20 protein-coding genes are annotated in these 20780 nt (G+C 71.9%); 11 read left to right on the top strand and 9 right to left on the bottom strand.

Annotated elements, in window-relative coordinates; genetic code table 11:
* Nucleotides 1-44: 44 nt before the first annotated feature.
* The 4 genes from VLK66_RS07555 to VLK66_RS07540 all read left to right on the top strand — a co-directional run bounded on the left by VLK66_RS07555 (nucleotide 45) and on the right by VLK66_RS07540 (nucleotide 4043).
* Complete coding sequence (locus tag VLK66_RS07555; protein ID WP_325308777.1) at nucleotides 45-902, top strand: 3-hydroxybutyryl-CoA dehydrogenase; 858 nt, start codon at nucleotides 45-47, stop codon at nucleotides 900-902.
* On the top strand, nucleotides 899-1657 hold the full coding sequence (locus VLK66_RS07550; protein ID WP_325308776.1) for a hypothetical protein: 759 nt from the start codon (nucleotides 899-901) through the stop codon (nucleotides 1655-1657). The genes VLK66_RS07555 and VLK66_RS07550 overlap by 4 nt, the downstream gene beginning before the upstream one ends.
* Before the next feature lie 103 nt (nucleotides 1658-1760).
* Nucleotides 1761-2897, top strand: a complete 1137-nt coding sequence (locus VLK66_RS07545; protein WP_325308775.1) for an acyl-CoA dehydrogenase family protein — start codon at nucleotides 1761-1763, stop codon at nucleotides 2895-2897.
* Nucleotides 2898-2987: 90 nt separating this feature from the next.
* Nucleotides 2988-4043 carry a Glu/Leu/Phe/Val dehydrogenase gene (locus VLK66_RS07540; protein ID WP_325308774.1) on the top strand — a complete coding sequence of 352 codons (1056 nt, stop codon included), beginning with the start codon at nucleotides 2988-2990 and terminating at the stop codon, nucleotides 4041-4043.
* Between the two features lie 163 nt (nucleotides 4044-4206).
* Here VLK66_RS07540 and VLK66_RS07535 read toward each other — a convergent pair whose 3' ends face one another.
* Together VLK66_RS07535 and VLK66_RS07530 are read right to left on the bottom strand one after the other, a co-directional pair.
* On the bottom strand, nucleotides 4207-4428 hold the full coding sequence (locus VLK66_RS07535) for a hypothetical protein (RefSeq protein WP_325308773.1): 222 nt from the start codon (nucleotides 4426-4428) through the stop codon (nucleotides 4207-4209).
* A gap of 275 nt (nucleotides 4429-4703) precedes the next feature.
* Complete coding sequence (locus VLK66_RS07530; protein WP_325308772.1) at nucleotides 4704-4976, bottom strand: hypothetical protein; 273 nt, start codon at nucleotides 4974-4976, stop codon at nucleotides 4704-4706.
* Between the two features lie 158 nt (nucleotides 4977-5134).
* On the opposite strand from VLK66_RS07530, the gene VLK66_RS07525 reads away from it, so the two are divergent.
* Complete coding sequence (locus VLK66_RS07525) at nucleotides 5135-5713, top strand: hypothetical protein (protein ID WP_325308771.1); 579 nt, start codon at nucleotides 5135-5137, stop codon at nucleotides 5711-5713.
* 259 nt (nucleotides 5714-5972) lie between these two features.
* On the opposite strand, the gene VLK66_RS07520 is transcribed toward VLK66_RS07525, so the two are convergent.
* A complete protein-coding gene (locus tag VLK66_RS07520; RefSeq protein WP_325308770.1) occupies nucleotides 5973-7202 on the bottom strand; it encodes a hypothetical protein in 1230 nt (409 codons plus the stop codon).
* 208 nt (nucleotides 7203-7410) lie between these two features.
* Between VLK66_RS07520 and VLK66_RS07515 the strand changes: the two genes are divergently transcribed.
* A complete protein-coding gene (locus VLK66_RS07515) occupies nucleotides 7411-7779 on the top strand; it encodes a hypothetical protein (RefSeq protein ID WP_325308769.1) in 369 nt (122 codons plus the stop codon).
* A 142-nt stretch (nucleotides 7780-7921) separates the two neighbouring features.
* Nucleotides 7922-9061 carry an ABC transporter substrate-binding protein gene (locus tag VLK66_RS07510; protein ID WP_325308768.1) on the top strand — a complete coding sequence of 380 codons (1140 nt, stop codon included), beginning with the start codon at nucleotides 7922-7924 and terminating at the stop codon, nucleotides 9059-9061.
* Between the two features lie 230 nt (nucleotides 9062-9291).
* On the opposite strand, the gene VLK66_RS07505 is transcribed toward VLK66_RS07510, so the two are convergent.
* The 5 genes from VLK66_RS07505 to VLK66_RS07485 all read right to left on the bottom strand — a co-directional run bounded on the left by VLK66_RS07505 (nucleotide 9292) and on the right by VLK66_RS07485 (nucleotide 12652).
* Complete coding sequence (locus VLK66_RS07505) at nucleotides 9292-9483, bottom strand: hypothetical protein (protein WP_325308767.1); 192 nt, start codon at nucleotides 9481-9483, stop codon at nucleotides 9292-9294.
* Between the two features lie 179 nt (nucleotides 9484-9662).
* The gene (locus VLK66_RS07500; protein ID WP_325308766.1) at nucleotides 9663-9827 is read right to left on the bottom strand and encodes a hypothetical protein; all 165 of its coding nucleotides are present in this window, start codon (nucleotides 9825-9827) and stop codon (nucleotides 9663-9665) included.
* 130 nt (nucleotides 9828-9957) lie between these two features.
* Nucleotides 9958-12138: a ferrous iron transport protein B gene (gene feoB / locus VLK66_RS07495; RefSeq protein WP_325308765.1), complete on the bottom strand. Its 2181-nt coding sequence runs from the start codon at nucleotides 12136-12138 to the stop codon at nucleotides 9958-9960.
* Nucleotides 12139-12363: a FeoA family protein gene (locus tag VLK66_RS07490; RefSeq protein WP_325308764.1), complete on the bottom strand. Its 225-nt coding sequence runs from the start codon at nucleotides 12361-12363 to the stop codon at nucleotides 12139-12141.
* 4 nt (nucleotides 12364-12367) lie between these two features.
* A complete protein-coding gene (locus VLK66_RS07485; protein ID WP_325308763.1) occupies nucleotides 12368-12652 on the bottom strand; it encodes a FeoA family protein in 285 nt (94 codons plus the stop codon).
* Nucleotides 12653-12955: 303 nt separating this feature from the next.
* On the opposite strand from VLK66_RS07485, the gene VLK66_RS07480 reads away from it, so the two are divergent.
* From VLK66_RS07480 to VLK66_RS07465, 4 genes are all read left to right on the top strand, one after another.
* The gene (locus tag VLK66_RS07480; protein WP_325308762.1) at nucleotides 12956-14452 is read left to right on the top strand and encodes a BNR-4 repeat-containing protein; all 1497 of its coding nucleotides are present in this window, start codon (nucleotides 12956-12958) and stop codon (nucleotides 14450-14452) included.
* Between the two features lie 177 nt (nucleotides 14453-14629).
* Complete coding sequence (locus VLK66_RS07475; RefSeq protein WP_325308761.1) at nucleotides 14630-18454, top strand: bifunctional RecB family nuclease/DEAD/DEAH box helicase; 3825 nt, start codon at nucleotides 14630-14632, stop codon at nucleotides 18452-18454.
* Nucleotides 18455-18544: 90 nt separating this feature from the next.
* Nucleotides 18545-18817 (top strand): hypothetical protein, encoded by a 273-nt coding sequence (locus VLK66_RS07470; protein ID WP_325308760.1) that lies wholly within the window; start codon nucleotides 18545-18547, stop codon nucleotides 18815-18817.
* 267 nt (nucleotides 18818-19084) lie between these two features.
* Nucleotides 19085-19987 (top strand): LysR substrate-binding domain-containing protein, encoded by a 903-nt coding sequence (locus VLK66_RS07465; RefSeq protein WP_325308759.1) that lies wholly within the window; start codon nucleotides 19085-19087, stop codon nucleotides 19985-19987.
* Nucleotides 19988-20075: 88 nt separating this feature from the next.
* Here VLK66_RS07465 and VLK66_RS07460 read toward each other — a convergent pair whose 3' ends face one another.
* Nucleotides 20076-20780 (bottom strand): hypothetical protein, encoded by a 705-nt coding sequence (locus VLK66_RS07460; protein WP_325308758.1) that lies wholly within the window; start codon nucleotides 20778-20780, stop codon nucleotides 20076-20078.

Below are 20780 nucleotides of genomic sequence, written 5' to 3'. Positions count from 1 at the left end.
AGACGCAGATCAATCGAATCACCCGAATCGGAGCAGACCAACCGATGGCGGATATCCGGAAGGTGGCGGTGGTGGGCGCGGGGACGATGGGGAACGGCATCGTCCACGTCTTCGCCCAGAGCGGCTACGACGTCACCATGATCGACGTGCGCGCCGAGGCGCTGGACGCGGCGCGGAAGACCATCGCCGGGAACATGGACCGGCAGATCAGGAAGGGCGCGCTGTCCGAGGCCGACCGCGACGCCGCGCTGGGCCGCATCGCCGCCGCCAGCGACCTCTCCGCCGTCGCGGATGCCGATCTCGTCATCGAGGCGGCGACGGAGAACACGGAGCTCAAGTTCCGCATCTTCGAGCAGATGGACGCCGCGGCCCCCGCGCACGCCATCCTGGCCACGAACACCTCCTCCATCTCCATCACCGAGATCGCCGCGCGGACCAGGCGCCCCGAAAAGGTCATCGGGATGCACTTCATGAATCCCGTCCCCGTCATGAAGCTGGTGGAGATCATCCGCGGGCTGGCGACGAGCGACGAGACCACGCGGCTGGTCGTGGAGATGTCGGAGAAGCTGGGGAAGACGGTGGCCGAGGCGCAGGACTACCCGGGCTTCGTCTCCAACCGGATCCTGATGCCGATGATCAATGAGGCGGTGTTCTGCCTGATGGAGGGTGTTGCCACGAAGGAGGCCATCGACACCGTGATGAAGCTGGGGATGAACCACCCGATGGGGCCGCTGGCGCTCGCGGACCTGATCGGGCTGGACACCTGCCTGGCCATCATGGAGGTGCTGCACCGCGGCCTGGGCGACGACAAGTACCGCCCGTGCCCTTTGTTGCGGAAGTACGTCGCGTCCGGCAAGCTGGGCCGCAAGACGGGCGAGGGCTTCTACTCGTACGCCCCGTGAGCGACCCCGCCCGCCTGCGCCAGGCGTCGGACCTCTTCGTGAAGCTGGCGAAGGACGCCGGCCGCGAGCTGGAGCTGGACGCGGCCGGCGTGGAGTGGGCGGACCAGTACGTGGCCGCCGTGCGCCCCGTCGAATCGCCCGACCAGCTGCGCGTGCAGACCGCGCTGGTCGGGGCGTTCCTGGGCGAGTCGCTCATCGCCGTCTACGGCGGCGCGTGGAGCGACGCGGACGGAGAGTGGGCGGTGGAGCTGGGCGAGCGCGGCCGCGTGCACCCTTTCCGCGAAACCGAGGAGCGGCTGCGCGGGGGCGACGGCGGTTCCCTGGCCACCCTCTTCCGCTCCTTCGGGGACGCATGGGACCGGGTGGACGAGGATGCCGCGCCGGAGGCGGATCCGACGGAGGCGCTGCGGGAGACGGCGGAGCGCTTCCGCGCGGTGATCGAGGGAAACGGCGGCCCGGCGGAGTACGGCGAGGCGCTGGTGGCGTTCGTCGACACCTTCATCGAGAACGCGCGCCCCGTCGAGACCGAGCTGCTGGACCAGTACACCGCGCTGGTGGGCGCCGCGCTGGGCGAGTCGCTGATCGCCGCGTACGCCGGCGAGTGGCGCCACACCGGCGAGGCGTGGATCGTCCGCATGCCCGACGACACCGCCGTCTGGCCCTTCGCCGCCGCGCGGAAGCAGCTGGAGGGCGGGCCGGAGGATTCCATCCTCGCCCTCTTCCGCCAGGCGCGGCCGAAGGAATCGGGAGAGTAGGCAGATCGGAAGACGCAGGAGGGCGAGGCCTCGCGCGCGGCGGAAGCGGCGCGAGGGGCGGGATGGTTTTTCCCTCGTCCACAATGGTTCAACGAATGAGCAAATGACGCCGGAACAGCAGCAGATCCGCGACCTGGCCCGCGAGTTCGCCGAGAACGAGCTCCGCCCGCACGCGGAAGCGTGGGACCGCGAGGGCGAGCTCCCGCGCGACGTGGTCGCCAAGCTGGGCGAGCTGGGCTTCCTGGGGATGCTCATCCCCGAGGAGCACGACGGCCTGGGGCTCGACACCACGAGCTACCTCATCGCGCTGGAGGAGATCGCCCGCGGCGACGCGTCGGTGGCCGTCGCCATGAGCGTGCACAACTCGCTGCCCACGCAGATGATCCTCGCCCACGGCACCGGCGCGCAGAAGGAGCGCTGGCTGCGGCCGATGGCGCGGGGCGAGCTGCTGGGCGCCTTCTCGCTCTCCGAGCCCGACTCCGGCTCCGACGCCGCGTCGATGGCGGCGCAGGCGCGGAAGGTCGACGGCGGGTGGGTGCTGAACGGCGCCAAGGCGTGGGTCACCAACGGCGGCTTCGGCGACGTGACCGTCACCATGGTGCGCACCGACACGCCGGACGACCGGCGCGGCGCCAAGGGGATCGGCGCCTTCATCGTCCCCACGGACGCCGAGGGCTACATCGTCGGCAAGAAGGAAGACAAGATGGGGCAGCGCGCATCCGAAACGGTGGGCGTGGCCTTCCGCGAGATGTTCGTCCCCGACGACCAGCTGCTGGGCGAGCCCGGGCAGGGCTTCATCTACGCCCTGCAGGGGCTGAACGGCGGGCGCCTGGGGATCGGCGCGCTCGCCATCGGCATCGCCCAGGCGGCGCTGGAGCACTCGCTGGCGTACGCGGCCGAGCGGAAGCAGTTCGGCACCGCCATCCGGGACTTTCAGGGGATGCAGTTCAAGCTGGCGAACATGGCCACGCGCATCGAGGCCGCGCGCGCCCTCCTCCACCGCGCCGGCGAGGCGAAGGAAACCGGGGAGAAGGCGGTGCAGCTGGCCTCGATGGCCAAGCTCTTCGCCAGCGAGACGGCCATGTACGTGACGACCGAAGCCGTGCAGGTGTTCGGGGGATACGGGTACATGAAGGAGTACCCGGTGGAGCGCCTGTTCCGCGACGCCAAGGTCACGGAGATCTACGAGGGGACGAGCGAGATCCAGCGCACCGTGATCGCGCGCGAGCTGTACCGGTAGGCGGCCGCCGGAGCGGGACGAAAGGGCCTCCAGCAAGACCGCCGGCCATGACCGGCGCCACGATCTACACCCGGACAGACGGAAACGGGAATGGAATTCTTCGAGCTGATCAACGAGCACGGCCACGAGCAGGTGGTCTTCTGGAACGAGCCGTCCTGCGGGTACAGGGGGATCATCGCCATCCACAACACCGTGCTGGGGCCGGCGCTGGGCGGCACGCGCTTCTGGCAGTACAACAACGACCGCGAGGCGTTCATCGACGCGCTGCGGCTGTCGCGGGGGATGACGTACAAGGCGGCGGTGGCGGGGCTGAACCTGGGCGGCGGCAAGAGCGTGATCATCGGCGACAACCGCGCGACCGACCGCGAGGCCATCTTCCGCGCGCACGGCCGCGCGGTGGAAACGCTGAAGGGGCGCTACATCACCGCGGAAGACGTCGGCACCTCGGTGGACGACATGGAGTTCGTGGCGATGGAGACGGAGCACGTCACCGGCCGCGCCGCCGCGTCGGGCGACCCGTCCCCCGTCACCGCGTACGGCGTGTACCGCGGCATCAAGGCCGCCGCGAAGCACCGGTTCGGCAGCGACGACCTGAGCGGCCGCACCATCACCGTGCAGGGCGTCGGCCACGTGGGCTACTACCTCTGCCAGAACCTGGCGGGCGAGGGCGCGCGCCTGGTGGTTACCGACATCGACGCCGCGCGCGTGCAGAAGGTGGTGCACGACTTCGGCGCCACCGCGGTCGGCCCCGACGAGATCTACGCCGTCGAGGCGGACGTGTACGCGCCGAGCGCGCTGGGCGCCACCATCAACGACGACACGCTGAAGGTGCTGAAGGTGCAGGTCGTGGCGGGCGCGGCGAACAACGTCCTCGCCGAGGAGCGCCATGGCGACGAGCTGCACCGCCGCGGGATCCTGTACGCGCCGGACTACGTGATCAACGCCGGCGGCCTGATCAACGTCTGCGGCGAGCTGAACCAGTGGACGCCGGAGCGCTCGATGCGCAAGGCGGGCGAGATCTACACCACGCTCCTGCGCCTCTTCGAGCTCAGCGAGGCCGAGGGCCTGCCCACCTACCAGGCCGCGGACCGCCTGGCCGAGGACCGCATCCAGGGCGTGGGCGCGCTGCAGCGGACGTGGGTGTGATGAACCGAAGTGCGTGAGCGCGTGAGTGCGGAAGTGCGCTGGTTCCGTGCGGAGAGAAGCTCTGCCGCGCGCCGGAACGCACTCACGCACTTCCGCACTTCTGTCAACGACGAAGGGACCCGGCCACCCGGGTCCCTTTCGTCATGCTGCGCCCCGCGCTCGCTCAGTGGGCGAAGCGCTTGGTGGCGTACGTGGGGTGGCTGCGGACCACGGCCAGCAGCGCGCCGCCGCCGACGCCGACCATCGCTCCCACCGTCGCCAGCCCGCTCCAGCCGCCCAGCGCGGCGCTCGCCAGCGCGTAGAGGCCGAACATCACCATCCCCAGCGCCACGATCACCTGCGTTTTGCGCTGGTCCTCGGCGGTCGCGTGGATCTGCTCCAACATCTGTATCTCCCCGGCCATTGCGGCCTTGATCTAGAAAGTCGTGTGTGCGGTGGACGTCCACCGTCCCCTCGGGCGGGTGTCCCCACCGCCTCCGCATTCGACCGTACGGCGGATGCCGCGGGAGAGTTTCAGCTTCGTCAGAATCCGCCGCGGCGATGCGTTCGGGAGACGAAGCAAAAAAGTGCGGAAGTGCGGGAGTGCGTTTTTAGCGCAGCAGCCTGCTATTCGCACGGAGCCAGCGCACTTCCGCACTCACGCACTCCCGCACTTCTCTTCTAATGGCGGAAGTTGACGAGCAGAACCTCGGCATTGCCGTCGTCGCGCAGCTCCTCGCAGGTGCTGTAGTTGGCGTCCAGCCAGGGGGCCACGCCGTCGATGGTCTCGTTCTCCTTGCCGCCGGCCTCGTGCGCCAGCCAGCGCGCGGCCTCGCCGTCCTCGGCGCGCACCACGAAGCCGAACGCGCGCTCGCGGTACGGCGACCACGGGTCCTTGCCTTCCACGCACCACCACAGGGTGTCGTGCCGGGGGGCCAGCCTCCAGAACTTCATCGCTCGCTTCGTCCAAAGGGGATCGCGGGGAACCGGAACGCGGGGGAGATTGTATCGCCCTGCGCCGCCCCGCGGGAAGGGCGCCGGTTGCGCCGCCGCCCGCGAGGTGTAGCATGCTGATGCCCCGGATCATCCACCGTGCCACGCCCGGAGACGTGATGAAGCGCGTCCGACCGTTCGCCCTGTTCCTGCTCGCCACGCTCGCCGCCTGCGGCGGGCGCGACTACACCGCGCAGGACTTCTACGCCTTCCTTCCCGACCTGGTGCGCTTCGCCGACGCCGACGCCCGGCAGGCCGCCACCCCCAAGCCGCCCCAGGGGCCGCTCTGGATCGACGTGAACTCGTTCGCGGGCGGCGGCTGGCAGCTCACCGAAACCCGGCTGGAGCGCGACAGCGTGATGGCGCACCTGGGCGTTCCCGGCGCGCAGAAGATCGGCAAGCCGCAGGAAGCCATCATGCTCGAGGACACCGGCACCGTGGCCGCCACCCCCGAGGCCATGGCGGGCTTCACCGGCGGCCGGTGGATCAAGGGGTACGGGGTGATGCTGCACCTGAACATGGTGAAGGCCGACAACCGCGAGATCGCCGCCACCATCACCAGCTACGCCACCGACCGCCGCGTCTGGCCCACCGGCATCTGCCGCCGCGTGCAGCGCGTCACCTACCGCAAGGACGACGGCGGCACCTGGAAGCGGGTGAAGAACGAGCTGCGGAAGGGCTGCGACGATCCGGACTGAGGAAAGTGCAAAAGTGCGTGAGTGCGTGAGTGCGTGAGTGCGGAAGTACGTCAGGGCCGGCATCGCCGCGATGCCGGCCCTCATCGTTCCCGGATGTGATATGAATCTCCCCCGCACCGCGGCGGGCTCATCACCCCCCAGGTCAGGCGGCAGTCCCGAAGGGACTTTGTGCTGTTGTTGCCCGCGAATTCATTCGCCGGGTGGGAGGTGGAGGGTGGAGGGGATGCTGGGAACCGCGCCGGGATCACCCGCACCGGGATCACCCCCGCCGCGAGCGCAGTGCGGCGGCGAGCTCGTCGACCTGGGCGGTGAGGACGGGCTCGGTATGCGGGGTGGCGGCGGAGGTGGCCAGGCGCACGGCCTGCTCCACGTGCGCCCAGTCGCGGAACAGCGTGGAGGCGCGCGCCAGCTCCAGCAGCGCGCGGGCGTGCCGGTCGGCCTCGGCCGGGTTGCGGTTGATGAGCGACCACGCGTCCATCCACGCCTCCTGGTACAGCCGCTGGTTCTCGTCGCCCGCGGCGGCGTGGGCCAGGATGGAGAGAGTGAGCGCCCGCTCCACCGGCTCCACCCGCGACGGCAGCAGCTTCTGCAGCATGGGGATGGCGCGCGAGTAGCTTTCCTTGCGCACGAACAGGAACGCCACGTCGTGCAGCAGCTCCGAGAGCCGCGGGTGGCCGCGTCCGTACGCGCGCATGGCGCCGCGCGCGTACCGCTCGGCGTCGTCCAGGTGCCCCGCCTCCAGCGCCAGCAGCAGCATCCCGTGCAGCGCCGTCCCGCGGATCAGGATCAGCCCGTGGCGCCGCGCCGCGCGCAGCCCCTGCACGTAGAAGCGGTGCGCCGTTCCCGGCTGGCCGCGGCGGGTGTACAGCGCGCCCATCTCCACGTACGCCTGCGCGTACGCCTCCCACACGCGCCCGCGCCGCGCCAGCCCGATCGCCCGGCGCAGCCACGTCTCCGCGCGCGCGCTCCGCCGCCAGCGCAGCGCCAGGCTCCCCGCGAAGAGCGCGGGCCCCGCCTCCAGCGGCGTGGCCAGCGCCGCGGCCTGCGCGTACGCCATGGCCGTGCCCCACGCGCCGCGCCCTTCGGCCCACCGCGCGATCTGCTGGCACACCAGCGACACGATCTCGGGGTTGGCCGTGGCGGGCGAGCCCACCAGCGCCGCCAGCGTGGTGAGCGACACCTCCAGCGACGGCTCGGCGCCCGCGGCCAGCAGCTCGTTCAGGCGCCGGTGCGCGGCGTTGATGCCGAACAGCTCGTCGCGCTCGTCCTCGGCGATCTCGGCCCACAGCGTCACGTCGCGCACCGACTGCCAGAGGATGGCGCCCACCGGGGTGGGCATCTCCTGCAGCACCTGCACGGCCTCGAGCAGCTCGTCGGGCTCGTGCTGCAGCGCGGGCGGAACGCACCACCGCCGCGAAGCGCTACGGCGTGAGACACGCGCCCTGTGTACCGCTTTTTTTTCCGTCACCGTCTCCATGTCCTTCTCCATCTCCCTCTCCGTCGCCCGGCGCGGCCGGGGCCGCGCGTTCTCCGCGTTGCGCGAGCCGCCGTGGGGCGCTCCTCTTGACGCGCACCGGTCCGGCGTCCTAACCTGTAGGTAGCTCCCGCAACAAGTGGACAAAGTGGACAGGGCTGAAGTATAGCTCTCCCGCCGCCCCGCGTCAATGGTGTCGAACAGCGCGGTCACATCCGTCGCATTGCTGAGGCAGGCGCTCCGCGACGAGATCGCGGCCACGTCGCTCCGGCACGTTTCGCGACAGGTGGGGATGAGCCCCACCGGGCTGCAGAAGTTCCTGGAGAGCGGCCACCCCCTCACCGCCACCCGCCGCAGGGTCGAGCGGTGGTACGTGCTGCACGGCCCCGGGAGGCTGGAGAGCGGACTTACGGCGGAAAGTGCGATGGCGGTGCTGCGGGTGCTGGTGCAGGACCTGTCGCCCGCCCGCCACCGGCCCACGCTGGAGGCGCTGGTGAAGAGCCTGGAGGAGGCCTACCGCACCGCGCGGCTCCCGCAGCCCGGCTGGCTGGGCGAGGTGCGCGCAGCGGTGGGCGGGGTGGAGCTGGAGTAGGCAGGGTCGAGCAGGTCGGAGTCGAGCAGGTGGAGTCCCGAAGTCCCGTAGATCGTTGTCCCGCCCCCGCCGACCCTGGCGGGTCCCCGTCACGAACGACGGCGGCGACCGAAGACACGGCCGTGCGCCTCACGCAAGCCTGATGAACATCCGCAAACTGGTTCTGTTTCCGCTCCTTGCCGCCGCCGCGCTGGCGGGGTGCCGCAAGTCCGGCGGCGAGGTGGTGATCGGCATCGCCGGGCCGCTGGAGAAGCCCAACGGCCGCTCCATGAAGCTGGCCGCGCAGATGGCCGCCGACGAGATCAACGCCCGCGGCGGCATCGGCGGCCGCCACGTGCGCCTGGAGTTCGGCGACGACGAGGGCGACGCGTCGAAGGCCATCGAGGTGGCGAAGAAGCTGCGCGAGAACCCCGCGGTGGTGGCGGTGGTCGGCCACGTGAACTCGGCCGCGTCGCTGAAGGCGGCCACCATCTACAACGCGGTGAACAACGACAGCGTGGGCGGCTCGCCGGTGGTGCAGATCTCCCCCGCCTCCAGCAGCCCGCAGCTGACCGGCGCGGGGGATTGGACCTTCCGCATCTGCCCCACCGACCTGGAGTTCTCGCCGGCGCTGGCGCGGTGGGCGGCGCGGCTGGGGCGCCGCCGCGCCGCGGTGCTGTACGCCAACGACGACTACGGGCAGGGGGTGATGGCCACCTTCGCCGACGCCTTCGGCCGGGGCGGTGGTGCGGTGGTCAGCCGCGACCCCTTCCTCCCCGCCGTGTACAGCGACGCGGGGGCGCTGGACCCGTACCTGCAGCGCGCCTTCCGCCGCGGCGCCGACGCGCTGGTGATCGGCGGGCAGGCGCCGGAGGGGATCAAGATCATCGCGGCGGCGCGGCGGCTGGGCTTCACCGGGCCCATCCTGGGGAGCGACGGGCTGACCGGGGTGAAGGACGGCGGCGCCGTGGCCGAGGGCGTGTACGTCTCCTCCGCCTTCCTCCCCGACCGGCCGGCGCCCAAGGCACAGCAGTTCGTGCAGTCGTACCGCGAGCGCTTCCGGGAGCTGCCGGACCACCGCGGGGCGATGACGTACGACGTGATCTACATGCTGAAGGACGCGATCGAGAACGCGGGCACGGGCCGCCGCCAGATCCGCGACTACGTGGCGGGGATCGGGATGGGCCGCGCCGCCTTCGAGGGCGTCTCCGGCACCATCAAGTTCGACCGCAACGGCGACGTCGTGGGCAAGGAGGTCGCGGTCGGGATGGTGCGCAACGGGCAGCTGGTGACGGCGCGATAAGGGAAGTACGAGGAGTACGAGAGTGCGGAAGTGCGGAAGTGCGGAAGTGCGGAAGTGCGGAAGTGCGGAAGTGCGGAAGTGCGGAAGTGCGGAAGTGCGGAAGTGCGGAAGTGCGGAAGTGCGGAAGTGCGGTGAGGATATGGATCGAGGGCCGGCATCGTCGCGATGCCGGCCCTCGCTTCGTGGCGTCCCCCGCCGGACCAAAGGCGGAAGCGGTGACCGGGGCTGCGTCAGGCGCAGCGGTACGTGGTCAAGGGACCGCAGAGCTGCGCATCCGTGAACGTAGGCTTGCAGAGCGACGTGCCCGACAGGGCCATCCCCTCGTAGCCGTTGATCGTTCCGTAGACCGGCGAACCGGCCGCCGAAGGCACGAACGGCTCGATGCGAAGCGTGGTCACGTCCAGCGTCAGCTTCTTCTTCATGAGGACTCCCTGCTCGGGACTACGAATTGGACTGGCCAGACGAGCTGTGCCAATCGGAACACTTGAAGAATAGATGCGGGAATTATCCTCTGCAACGGCTGCTCCCATGCCGTGGGCGCCTCCGGATGCTGCAAAAGCATCGGCTGGGCGGCGGGTGCGGAGCACCGGCGGCCAGCCGCTCAGTGGCCGCAGCCGCAATCGCTGCCGCATCCCGTACCGCCACTGCCGCCCTTCGGCGCGCGCGCGGCGGACACGGTGCGCCAGGCGCGGCGGCCGATGAAGAACGCCGCGGCCAGCACGATCAGCCCGACGATGAACGTCTGCAGAAGTTGCGAATCCATCATCCCCTCTCTTCTCCAGGCTGAGTGCCGGAGCCTGCCATGGATCCTTCGGCCGCCGCCAGACTCTGGCGCATCCGTCCGATTCGGTGCGGCGGCGACCTCAGGATGACGTCTCCTGGGGTCGCCCGGCCGATCAGTGGAAGCCGAGGAGGAGGCCGCCGCGGTACACGATGAACGCGGCCGTGTACGCCAGCGCCAGCATGTACGCGAACTGGAACGCGGCCCACTGCATCCCCTTGCGCCCCCCGCCCGTCTCGCGCACCACCACCGCGATGGTGCTCATGCACATCAGCGCGTACACGTAGAACACCATCAGCCCCGTGGCGATCAGCGGCGTGTACGCGGGGCCGCCGGTGCGCGGGTTGCGCTCGGCCTGCAGCTTCTCGCGCAGCGCGCCGCTGGTGCCGTCGGCGGAGGAGCCGATGCCGTAGATGGTGCCCATCGTCGACACGAACACCTCGCGCGCGGCGAAGCTGCTCACAATCCCCACCCCGATCTTCCAGTCGTACCCCAGCGGGCGCACGGCGGGCTCGATCACGCGCCCCATCCGCCCCAGCGCGCTGTTGGCCAGCTGCTGCTCCTGCGCCGCCTCTTCCGTCAACCCCGGCGCGGGGTGCGACCGCGGGAACGTGGCCAGCGCCCACAGGACGATGGAGAGCGAGAGGATGACCGTGCCCGCGCGGCGGATGAACATGGACGCGCGGTGCCCCACCGACATGGCCAGCGAGCGCGGGCTGGGCAGGCGGTACGGCGGCAGCTCCATGATCAGCGGCCGTGCGCGCCCCTTCAGCAGCGTCTTCTTGAACACCGCCGCCATCCCCAGCGCGGTCAGCGTTCCCAGCAGGTACATCGCCAGCAGCGTCACGCCGCGCAGGTTGAAGATCCCCGCCACGGCCACCGGCGGGATGAAGGCGCCGATCAGCAGCGTGTACACGGGGATGCGCGCCGAGCAGCTCATCAGCGGCAGGACCAGGATGGTCGCCAGCCGGTCCTTGGGGTTCTCGATCGTCCGCGTGCTCATCACCCCCGGCACCGCGCAGGCGTAGCCCGAGAGGAGGGGGATGAAGGAGCGCCCGTGCAGCCCCACGCTCCTCATGAAGCGGTCCATGATGAAGGCCGCGCGGGCCATGTACCCGCTGTCCTCCAGGATGCCGATGAAGAGGAAGAGGATGGTGATCTGGGGGAGGAAGACCAGCACCGAGCCCACCCCCGCGATCACGCCGTCGACCACCAGCGAGCGCAGGTCGCCCGCCGGGAGCATCGATCCGACGGCGCTCCCCAGCCCGTTGAACAGCCCCTCGACCAGGCCGATGAGCGGCTCGGCCCACGAGAAGATGCTCTGGAAGACGAGCGCCATCAGCAGCACGAAGACGAGCGGCCCCCACACGCGGTGCAGGGCCACCGCGTCGATGCGGTCGGTGAGCGTCTTCTTCCCCGTCGCCGTCCGCGTCGTCGTGCGCTCGACCACGTCGGCGATCCAGCCGTAGCGCGCCTCGGCCTCCAGCGAGCGCGGCGAGACGCCGGCGGCCTCGGCGCCGGCGCGCGCGCGCTCGACGGCGTCCGCCAGCCCGGCCACGTGCGCCAGGTGCGGGCCGATGGTGTTCACCGCCAGCAGCCGCAGCGCCTCCATCCCCGCGGCCGACGGGTTCAGCCCGCCGGCGACGAGGCACGCCTCCAGCGGGCGGAGCACCGCGGCGGCCTCGGCCGGGAGCTCGAAGTGGCGCTCCGCCGGAGGGAGATCCACCGCCCTGCCGACGGCCTGCTTCAGCAGCTCGAGCCCCTCGCCCCTGGTGGCCACCGTGGCGACGACGGGGGCGCCCAGCTCCAGCGTGAGCTCCACCGGGTCCACGCGGATGCCGGCCGCCAGCGCGGCGTCCACCTGGTTCAGCGCGATGACGGCGGGAAGCCCCAGCTCCAGCACCTGGCTGGCCAGGAACAGGTTGCGCTCCAGGTTCTGCGCGTCCACCACCACGACCACCACGTCGGGCATGTCGACGCCCTCGGCGCGCCCCTGGAGCACGGCCAGCGCGATCTCCTCGTCCGGCGAGTTGGCCGAGAGCGAGTAGGTGCCGGGAAGGTCGAGCACCGACACGGGGCGCCCGGCGGCGTCGCGGTACCGGCCCTCGACGCGCTCCACGGTCACCCCGGAATAGTTGCCCACGCGCTGCCGCATGCCGGTCAGCGCGTTGAAGAGCGTGCTCTTTCCCGTGTTGGGGTTGCCGACCAGGGCCACATGCAGCAAACCCCCGCCACGCGCTTGGGCGGGCGAGGGTGCGCGGGTGGCCGGGGGCGCCCCGGCCTCGATCAGGTCCATCTACTCCACCGTGATGTGCTCCGCCTCGGCGCGGCGCAGGGTAAGCATGAAGCCGCGGAGGCGCACTTCCATCGGGTCTCCCAGCGGCGCCCGGCGGATCACCTCCACCGTGGTCCCCCGGATCAGCCCCAGGTCCATCAGCCGGCGCGCGGCGTCGGCGTCGCCGCCGACCTGCGTCACCCTTCCCCGCTCCCCCGGCTCCAGCGCCGACAGGCTTCGCGCCAAGGCGTCAGGCCCCGAAGGGGAGCACGGTGATGGCGTCGGCCAGCTTGCGGCCCAGCGCCAGCTTCGACCCCTTCACCTCCAGCAGCATGCCGTTCTGCGAGTCCAGCACGCGCACGCAGCTCCCCTCGAACAGCCCCAGCCCGCGCAGGCGGTGCGCCTCGTGGTCGTCGCACTCCATCCGCAGCACCGCGGCCTGGCACCCGCTCGCGCAGGCGGCCAGCGGGCAGCCAGCGCAGCGCGCAGGCGCCGCGGTTGCCCTGGTGCGGGAGAAGATGCGCTTCAGCAGCATCGGTCGGGACTGCGGGTGAAGATGAGAATCGATTTCATCCGGACCTGAATGATACCGATTCTCACGCGTGCACGCAAGCGCGGCGATGCGGGTCCGCCCGGGTACCTCCCATCCCCATCCCCCAAGGCTTTTGCGGGAGATTTCCAGCCGCGGCGGGGGCCGCCGGAATCCGGACGTTCCGGCCCTGTTGCAGACCTTGACGATGCCCCGGAACTGCGGCATCTTTGCCCGCACTCACCACCCGCATCCGTCGTCCGTTCCCCACCCGCGGCCACCCGCCGCGGTTCCCCCGTTCCTGCCCCGATGACTCGCAGACTTCTCCGCGCGGCGGCCTGCTGCGCGCTGGCGTACGCCGTGGCGGCGTGCGCCGAGCCCACGGGCGCCTCCACGACGCCCCCCGCCGACCCCGCCGAGCAGGGGCTGCCCCCCTGCACCGACACCCTGAACGCCATCCACGCGCACGAGACCGGCTACCGCGGGATCTGGTACTCCAACGAGGAGGTCACCGGGCCGTACCGCTGGAAGTACAGCGGCGGGCTGGGCACCTATCCGCAGCAGATCGTGCCGATGGCCATCTACTCGGCGCGCGCGCGGCGCACCTTCTTCGCGTATGGCGGCGACTCGGGCGGGCAGCTGACCGACATGGTGTCGTACTACGACCACGCCACGGGCACCGTTCCGCGCCCCACGAAGGTGCTCACGCGCACCTCCACCGACGGGCACTTCAACCCCACGCTGTCGATGGACGCGCAGGGGTACCTGTACGTGTTCGCCAACGCGCACGGGAACGGGCTGGAGCAGAGCCCGTCCGACAGCACCTTCGCCAAATCGTACATCTACCGCAGCACCTGCCCGTACTCGACCGAGGCGTTCCGGCGGGTGCGCAGCGACATCTTCTCGTACTCGCAGCCGTGGGCCACGCCGCAGGGAATCGTGTGGCTGCACACGCGCTACCAGCAGTACAACTACCGCGCGCTCTACGTTTCCAGCAGCACCGACGGCTCCACCTGGGCCGAGCCGCGGCGCCTGGCGCTGATCCAGCGGGGCGACTACCAGGTGAGCTGGGCGCAGGGCTCGCGGGTGGGCACGGTGTTCGACTTCCACCCCAACGCCACGGGGCTGAACGGGCGCACCAACCTGTACTACCTGGAGAGCAGCGACCTGGGCGCCACCTGGACCACCGTGCAGGGCGCGCCGGTTACGCTGCCGGTGACCACGCCGAAGAACCCGGCGCTGGTGCGCGACTACCAGGCAGAGGGACTGCTGGTGTACCTGAAGGACCTGAAGTTCGACGAGCAGGGGCACCCGGTGATCCTGTACCTGACCACCAGCACCTACCTTCCCGGCCCGTCGGCGGTGCCGCGCATGTGGCACACGGCGCGGTGGACGGGCACGGAGTGGGTGTACCGCGACGTGGCCGCCAGCGACCACGCCTACGACCACGGCTCGCTGTACCTGGAGAGCGACGGGAGTTGGCGCGTGGTGGCGCCGATGGACCCGGGGCCGCAGCCGTACACCACCGGCGGGTCGATGGTGTACCTGCGCAGCACCGACCAGGGGCTCACCTGGACGCGGGAGATGGGGATCAGCCCCGGGGCCATGAACCAGACCTACGCGCGCGGCCCGGTGAACGCGGACCCCGGCTTCTACGCCTTCTGGGCCGACGGCAACACGCTGGCCCGCTCGGTGTCGCACATCTACTTCGCCACGCGCGACGGGCGCAGCTACCAGCTTCCCGAGCAGATGGGGGAGACCACCGCGCGCCCCAGCCGCGCCCCCGGCACCTTCGGGTTCTGGTAGGCCCTTCCGGCCGCGGCATCGCCGGACCGACCCCGCAGCCCCGGCGCAGGTGCCGGGGCTGCGGTCTTTTGGGGGGATGTGCATCGCTCCGGCGAACTTCGTCCGCTTTCGCGTTTATCAGGCGCGGAGGAGGATACCTGTCTTCCGCCCCACTTTCGAAGGACCGCCATCCTGCCGATGAGCAGCCCCGCGGCAACCACGCCCATGCGCCTGACGGGAACCCAGCTCGCGCAGTTCTTCCGCTTTCGCTGCGAGCGGAAGCTGCGGTGGGAGCTGGCGCCCGCGGGTGACGCCCCGCCGCAGCACGTGCGTCCGGGGATGGGGCTGCTGGGCGCGGCGGGGAAGGCGTTCGAGCGCCGCAAGACGGCCGCGCTGGCCCGCCGCTTCGGCCCGGACGCGGTGCGCGTGGCCGGCTTCACGCCGGCGGGCGACGCGCGGCCGCTGGACTTCGCGGCGGTGCTGGAAACGCTGTGCGATCCCGGCCCGGTGAAGTTCCTGGTGCAGCCCCGGCTCGAGATCCCCGACCCCGAAGCCTTCGCCGCGCGCTGGGGGATCGACCCCGCGCTGCCGCTGGACTTCGCCGCCGCGCAGCCGGACCTGGTGCGCATCGGGCGGTGGCCCGACGGGCGGCTGCGGCTGGGAGTGATCGACGTGAAGCTCTCGCGCGAGCGCGCGGTGCACCACTTCGCGCAGGTGGCCTTCTACACGATGGTGCTGGAGGAGATCGTCCGCGCCACCGGGGTGGACGCGCGCGTGGACACGCGCTGGGGGTGGGTGTGGAACCGCGGCTCGCGCGCACCGCGGCGCTTCGCGCTGGCCGCGTACCGCCACCACGTCGGGCGCTTCCTGCGCGAGGAGCTGCCCCGCATCGCCGCGCTGCGGGCCGAGGAGGCGGCGTGGCACCTGTCGCCCGCGTGCGCCGGGTGCGGCTTCTTCCAGCACTGCCGCGCCGAGGCCGACGCGACCGACGACGTGTCGCGCGTTCCCGGCATCACCCCGCTCGCCCGGCAGGTGCTGCGCGGGCGCGGCATCACCACGGTGAAGCAGCTGAACCTGCGCGGCATCCGCGGCGACACCTACACCGGGTGCCACGCGCTTGAATCGGCCGAGTCCAGCCTGAAGAAGCGGGCGCAGGCGCTCTCCTACCGCAAGCTGGTGGAGCAGGAGAAGCAGACGCACCTGCTGGGCGGCGGCGAGCGCGTGCGCGTGGTTCTTTCCGCCGAGGGCGACCCCGTGAGCGGAACGGTGTTCGCGCTCGGCTTCCGCGCGGAGCGGGCCGGGGCGCGCCCGCAGGCGGACGTCGTCGTCAGCCGCGAGGGCTCCGCGCGCGGCGAGGGGGAGATGCTGCGCGGCTTCCTGGCCCGCCTCCGCGACACGGCGGTGGCCATGCTGGGCACGGGGAACGGCGGCGGGCGCGCGGAGAAGGCGCTGCACGTCTTCGTCTACGACCGGCAGGAGCTGGAGCTGCTGCGCGGCGTGCTGCACCGCCACATGTCCGACCCCGCCGCGCAGCCGGGGATCGCCGCGCTGGCCGGCCTCGTCTTTCCCTCCACCGCCGGCGCCTCGGCCGGGCTCCGCGCCGCCGCCGCCGCGCCGGGAACCGTCGTCGTGGACGCCGTCTCCGAGCTCTTCGCGCTCCCCGTCGCCTACGCCCTCGACCTCGCCGCCGTCTCGGCCGCGCTGAAGCCGGCGGAGCGGGCGCACGCCTGGCATCCGCGCGCCGACTACGGGTGGCCGCTCAGCAGCCAGGTGGCCTTCGAGCGCATCCACAACGTCTGGCGCGCCCGCCCGCACGCCACGGAGCGGGGCGAGGAGACGGGGGACGAGGTGCGCGCGGAGATCGAGCGCACGGTGGCGGCCAAGCTCGACGCGGTGGATTCCGTCGTCCGCGGCGTGCGCGAGCAGGCGTCGCGCGCCCGCGTCCCGCGGATGCGGATGGAGGGCGGCGGCCCCGCGCCCGCGACGTCGGCCACGCCGATCCCGGATGCGACGCTGGAGGCGCTGCGCATCTTCACCGAGCTGGAGGCGGCGGCCGAGGCGCTCTCCATCCGCGCGCTGCACACGCTCCCCTCGCGCGACCGGGCGCGCCGCTTCGAGTGCATCACCGGGCTGGAGCCGGTGGAGCGCGTGAGCGACCGCGAGTGGGTGTTCGAGTTCGACCCCGAGTGCCGCGAGGCCAAGTTCCGCCCCGGCGAGTTCGCGCTGGTCCTGACCAACGACAACGGCGAGATGCTGGCGGAAACGGACCGCAAGCCGTGGCTGCGCCGCAAGCTGATGGTGGAGCTGGCCGCGTACGACCTGGCGCACGATCCGCCGCGCGTCACGCTCGCCAGCGACTACGGGTTCGAGCGGTTGAAGAAGGAAGGGCTGCTGAAGTTCGACTTCCGCTGCGTGCTGGACCGCGCCGAGGCCGACTTCAACACCCGCCGCGTCGTCTCCACCCTCCGCCACCTGGCCGACGGTCACGGCGAGGCGCGCTTTGTCCGCGGGCTGCTGGACGGAGCCATCTCCCCCGAGTGGCTGCTGGCGCCGCTGGACGCGGACGCGGGATGGGCGGAGACGGTGGCGCGCGCCGGGCGCCCGGTGCTGAACGCCGAGCAGGAGGCCGCCTGGCGCGCCGCCTTCGAGCGCGCGGTGACGGTGATCTGGGGCCCGCCGGGAACGGGGAAGACGTACCTGCTGGCGTGGACGCTCCTGGGCCTGGCCGCCTCCGCGCGGGCCGCGGGGAAGCCGCTCCGCATCCTGGTGAGCGCGGCCACACATCGCGCCATCGCCAACGTGCTGGTCCGCGTCGCCCGCGAGCTGATCCCATCCCCCCTGCGGCTGGTGAAGCTGGAGGGGCGCGGGAGCGAGGCCGACCGCGAGGCGGGCGACGCCGGCGTGGAGCTGGTGAGCGACGAGCGGCTGGAGGCGGTCCTGGCCGAGTCCGACGAGACCGCGCTTCCCGTGGTCGTCGGCTCCACCGTGTGGTCGCTGTGGAAGCGGATGCGCGCGGCCTCGAACGACGCGGCGGACGAGGACGCGGGGGCCGACGTCCCCGTGTCGCCCATGTTCGACGTGGTGGTGATCGACGAGGCGTCGCAGATGAAGGTGGCCGATGCGCTGATCGCCCTCTCGTCCATCCGCCGCGGCGGGCGCGTGATCGTGTGCGGCGACGACCGCCAGCTCGCGCCCATCGTGCGCGGCAGCTACGACGACGCGGAAACGCTGTTCGGCTCGGCGTTCGCGCACTTCGCCGCGCGCTTCGGGCGGCTGGCGCTGCGCGAGAGCCGGCGGATGAACGCCGCCCTGGTCGGCTACCCGCGCCGCATCTTCTATCCGGGCCTGGTGTCGATGGTCCCCGAGCGGCGCCTCCTCACCGCGCCCGAGTCCGTCGACCTCGCCGATCCCATCGACCGGCTGCTGTGGGAGATGGTGTTCGATGCGCGCGACTCCGTCGTCTTCCTGACGTACGCGGATTTCCGGGGGACGGCGCGGAACCCGTTCGAGGCGCGGCTGGCGGCGCGGATCGCCACGCTGGCGCGCGCGGGGCTGCGCGATCCCGCGACCGGCGCGGCGTACGATGCCGACGGGTTCCGCGAGCAGGCGCTGGCCATTCTCTCGCCGCACCGCGCGCAGAACAGCGCCATCCTGCACGAGCTGGCCACGCTGGGCTGGGCGTACGGCGAGCTTCCCGTGGTCGACACCGTGGAGCGGATGCAGGGGAACGAGCGGGAGATGATCGTGGTCTCGTACGCCGTGGCCGACCGCGAGTACGCCGAGCGCGAGGCGGAATTCCTTCTCGACCCGCACCGCTTCAACGTTTCCATCACCCGCCCGCGCGCCAAGCTGGTGGTGCTGATGAGCGACGAGGTGCTGCGCGCCCTGCCGCGCGACGAGCGGGTGATGACCGAGTCGATGGCCATCAAGGGCTACCTCCGCCAGCCCTGGCGCCGCGTGCGCCACCTGGAGCTTCCCGCGCCGGACGGCACGCCGGTGCGGGTGACCGTGCGGGTGCGGTAAACAGAAACGGACCCTTTCCGGATCGGGGGGTATGGAGTGGACGGCCGTCTTCCGCGGCGGCCGCGCAGGCCCTCTCGAGAACGAGGTACCATGCCCACGCCCAACGACCCGCAGGCCCTCTCGCCCCGCGAAGACGACGCGCTTCCGCTCGGACCCTCGCACGCGGTCCCGGTGCAGACGCCCGGCGCCGACCCGCGCGGCTCGTTCCTGCAGCGCATGTGGAACTCGGTGTTCGGCGCCACGCCGTTCGACCGGCCCGCTCGCGCCGCGGAGAAGGGGAAGCATCAGTATTTCGGGGGGCTGATGCGCGACGACGGCACGCGCCGCCGCGTGCCGAACGAGGCCGGCCCGCCGCAGGCCTGACCGGCGCCGGTTCGCCGGCCGCGGGGAGCGGGGGAAGGATGAACGACCGGGCGCGGTGATGTGGATCTCCCGCGCCCCGGGGGACCCGTTGGCGCGGAACGCGGGGCGCACCAGAAGAAGAAGGCGAGACGCGGCCGCGTCTCGCCTTTTTCCGTTTTCCTGTTCCCCGACCCTCCGACGCGGCGCTGTTGTCGCCGGGATGCGGCGGCGGCTACGTTGGTCCGCATCCGCGCCGTTCCTCACGCCCGCCGATCCCATCCCCTCGCGATGAACCGGACGCCCGAGCTCCGCCACCTGCGCTACTTCGTGGCGGTCGCGGAGGAGCTGCACTTCGGCCGCGCGGCGGAGCGGCTGGGGATCCAGCAGCCGCCGCTCACGCAGCAGATCCAGCGGCTGGAGGCGGTCGTCGGCGCGCCGCTCCTGGTCCGCCGCCCGCGCGTGCAGCTCACCGAGGCCGGGCGCGTGCTGCTGGCCCACGCGCGGCGGCTCATCGCGCAGGCGGACCGGGGGATGGACGAGGCCCGCCGCGCCGCGCGGGGCGAGTCGGGCGTGCTTGCGGTCGGCTTCGCCGCGTCCACGCTGCCGGCGCTGCTGGCCACCGCGATCCGCGCCTTCCGCGACGCCGCGCCGGGCGTGGAGCTGCGCCTGCGCGAGCTCCCGTCCGCCGCGCACGCCGCCGCGCTGCGCGACGGGACGATCGACGTGTCGGTGGCGCGCGAGCCACCGCCGGAGGAGGGGATCGCGCGCGAGGTGCTGATGGACGAGGAGCTGGTGGCCGTCCTCCCGCCCGGCCACGCGCTCGCCGGGAGCGACGAGATCGCGCTGGCGGCGCTGGCGGACGAGCCGTTCGTGCACTTCCACCGCGCGGTGGCGCCGGGGCTGCACGACCGCGTGGCGGCGCTCTGCCGGGCGGCGGGGTTCGAGCCGCGGATCGTGCAGCAGGCGCACGAATGGCTCACCATCGTCGGCCTGGTGGAGGCGGGGCTGGGGGTGACGCTGGCGCCGGCGTCGTTCCGGCGGCTGCGCTGGGGCGGCGTGGCCTACGCGGCGCTCACCGGGCCGGCCGACCGCACCACCCTCGTCGCCCTCTGCCACCGCGCCGACGACCTGCCGCCCGCAGGGGAGCGATTCGCCGCCGCGTTGCGCGACGCCGCCCGCGCGCGGGGCTGACGCTTCAAACTGCCTGGCACACAGAGACGCGGAGCCGCGGAGAGTTCTCCCCGGCTCCGCGTCTCTGCGTGAACCCCATCTGTTCAGATCACCGGGTGCGATGCCGGTGCATCTCCTCGATCTGGCGGAAGGTGAGGCGCGTGTAGCCCGCTTCGCGCAGGGCGCGAAGGTACGCGAGGGAAACGCCGCCATGCTTCAGGCTCACCAGCTCGTCCAGCGAGCGGTCCGGGTCGCCGAACGCCGTCGCCTCGCGCGCGAAATCGAGGGTGACGTAGAAGATCTGCATGGCGATGAGCCGGTCCGGCTCCAGGTCGCGATAGCCCAGGCGGCGCAGCTCGCGCATCTGAGCCAGCTCCACCCCGTGGATCAGCAGCTCCAGCTGGTCGGCGGACGACGGACGCGGCGCGCCGAGGCGCTCCATCTCCCCCGCGAAGCCCGGCGCCGGCTGGTACGCGCACCGGCCGGAGCCCCGCCCGCCGCCCGCCGTCCCCTCGCACTCCAGCCGCCCCGGATCGCCCGCCAGGGTGAAGCGCACGGGGGATTCGGCCGGGCCGGCGAGCGCGGCCGCATCGAGCCCCGCCATCTCGTCCACCGAGCGCGCGGAGCCGGTGCTCCCGGTGCGTCCACCCTCCGCGGGGTAGCGGAAGGTGATCATCCGCGTGTCCGCCGCCATCCGGCCGGTGGGGGCGATCGACCACGCGATTTCCGCATCCCCCTGCGCCGCCGCCCGGCCCGGCATCGCCGCGATCGCGAGACCCAGCACGGAAGCGCGGACGAATCTCGTCATCATCAT

The sequence above is a fragment of the Longimicrobium sp. genome, assembly GCF_035474595.1.
Lineage (GTDB): Bacteria > Gemmatimonadota > Gemmatimonadetes > Longimicrobiales > Longimicrobiaceae > Longimicrobium.
Note: the sequence above shows the minus strand (reverse complement) of the source record. Positions and strands in the feature narration are given on the sequence as shown.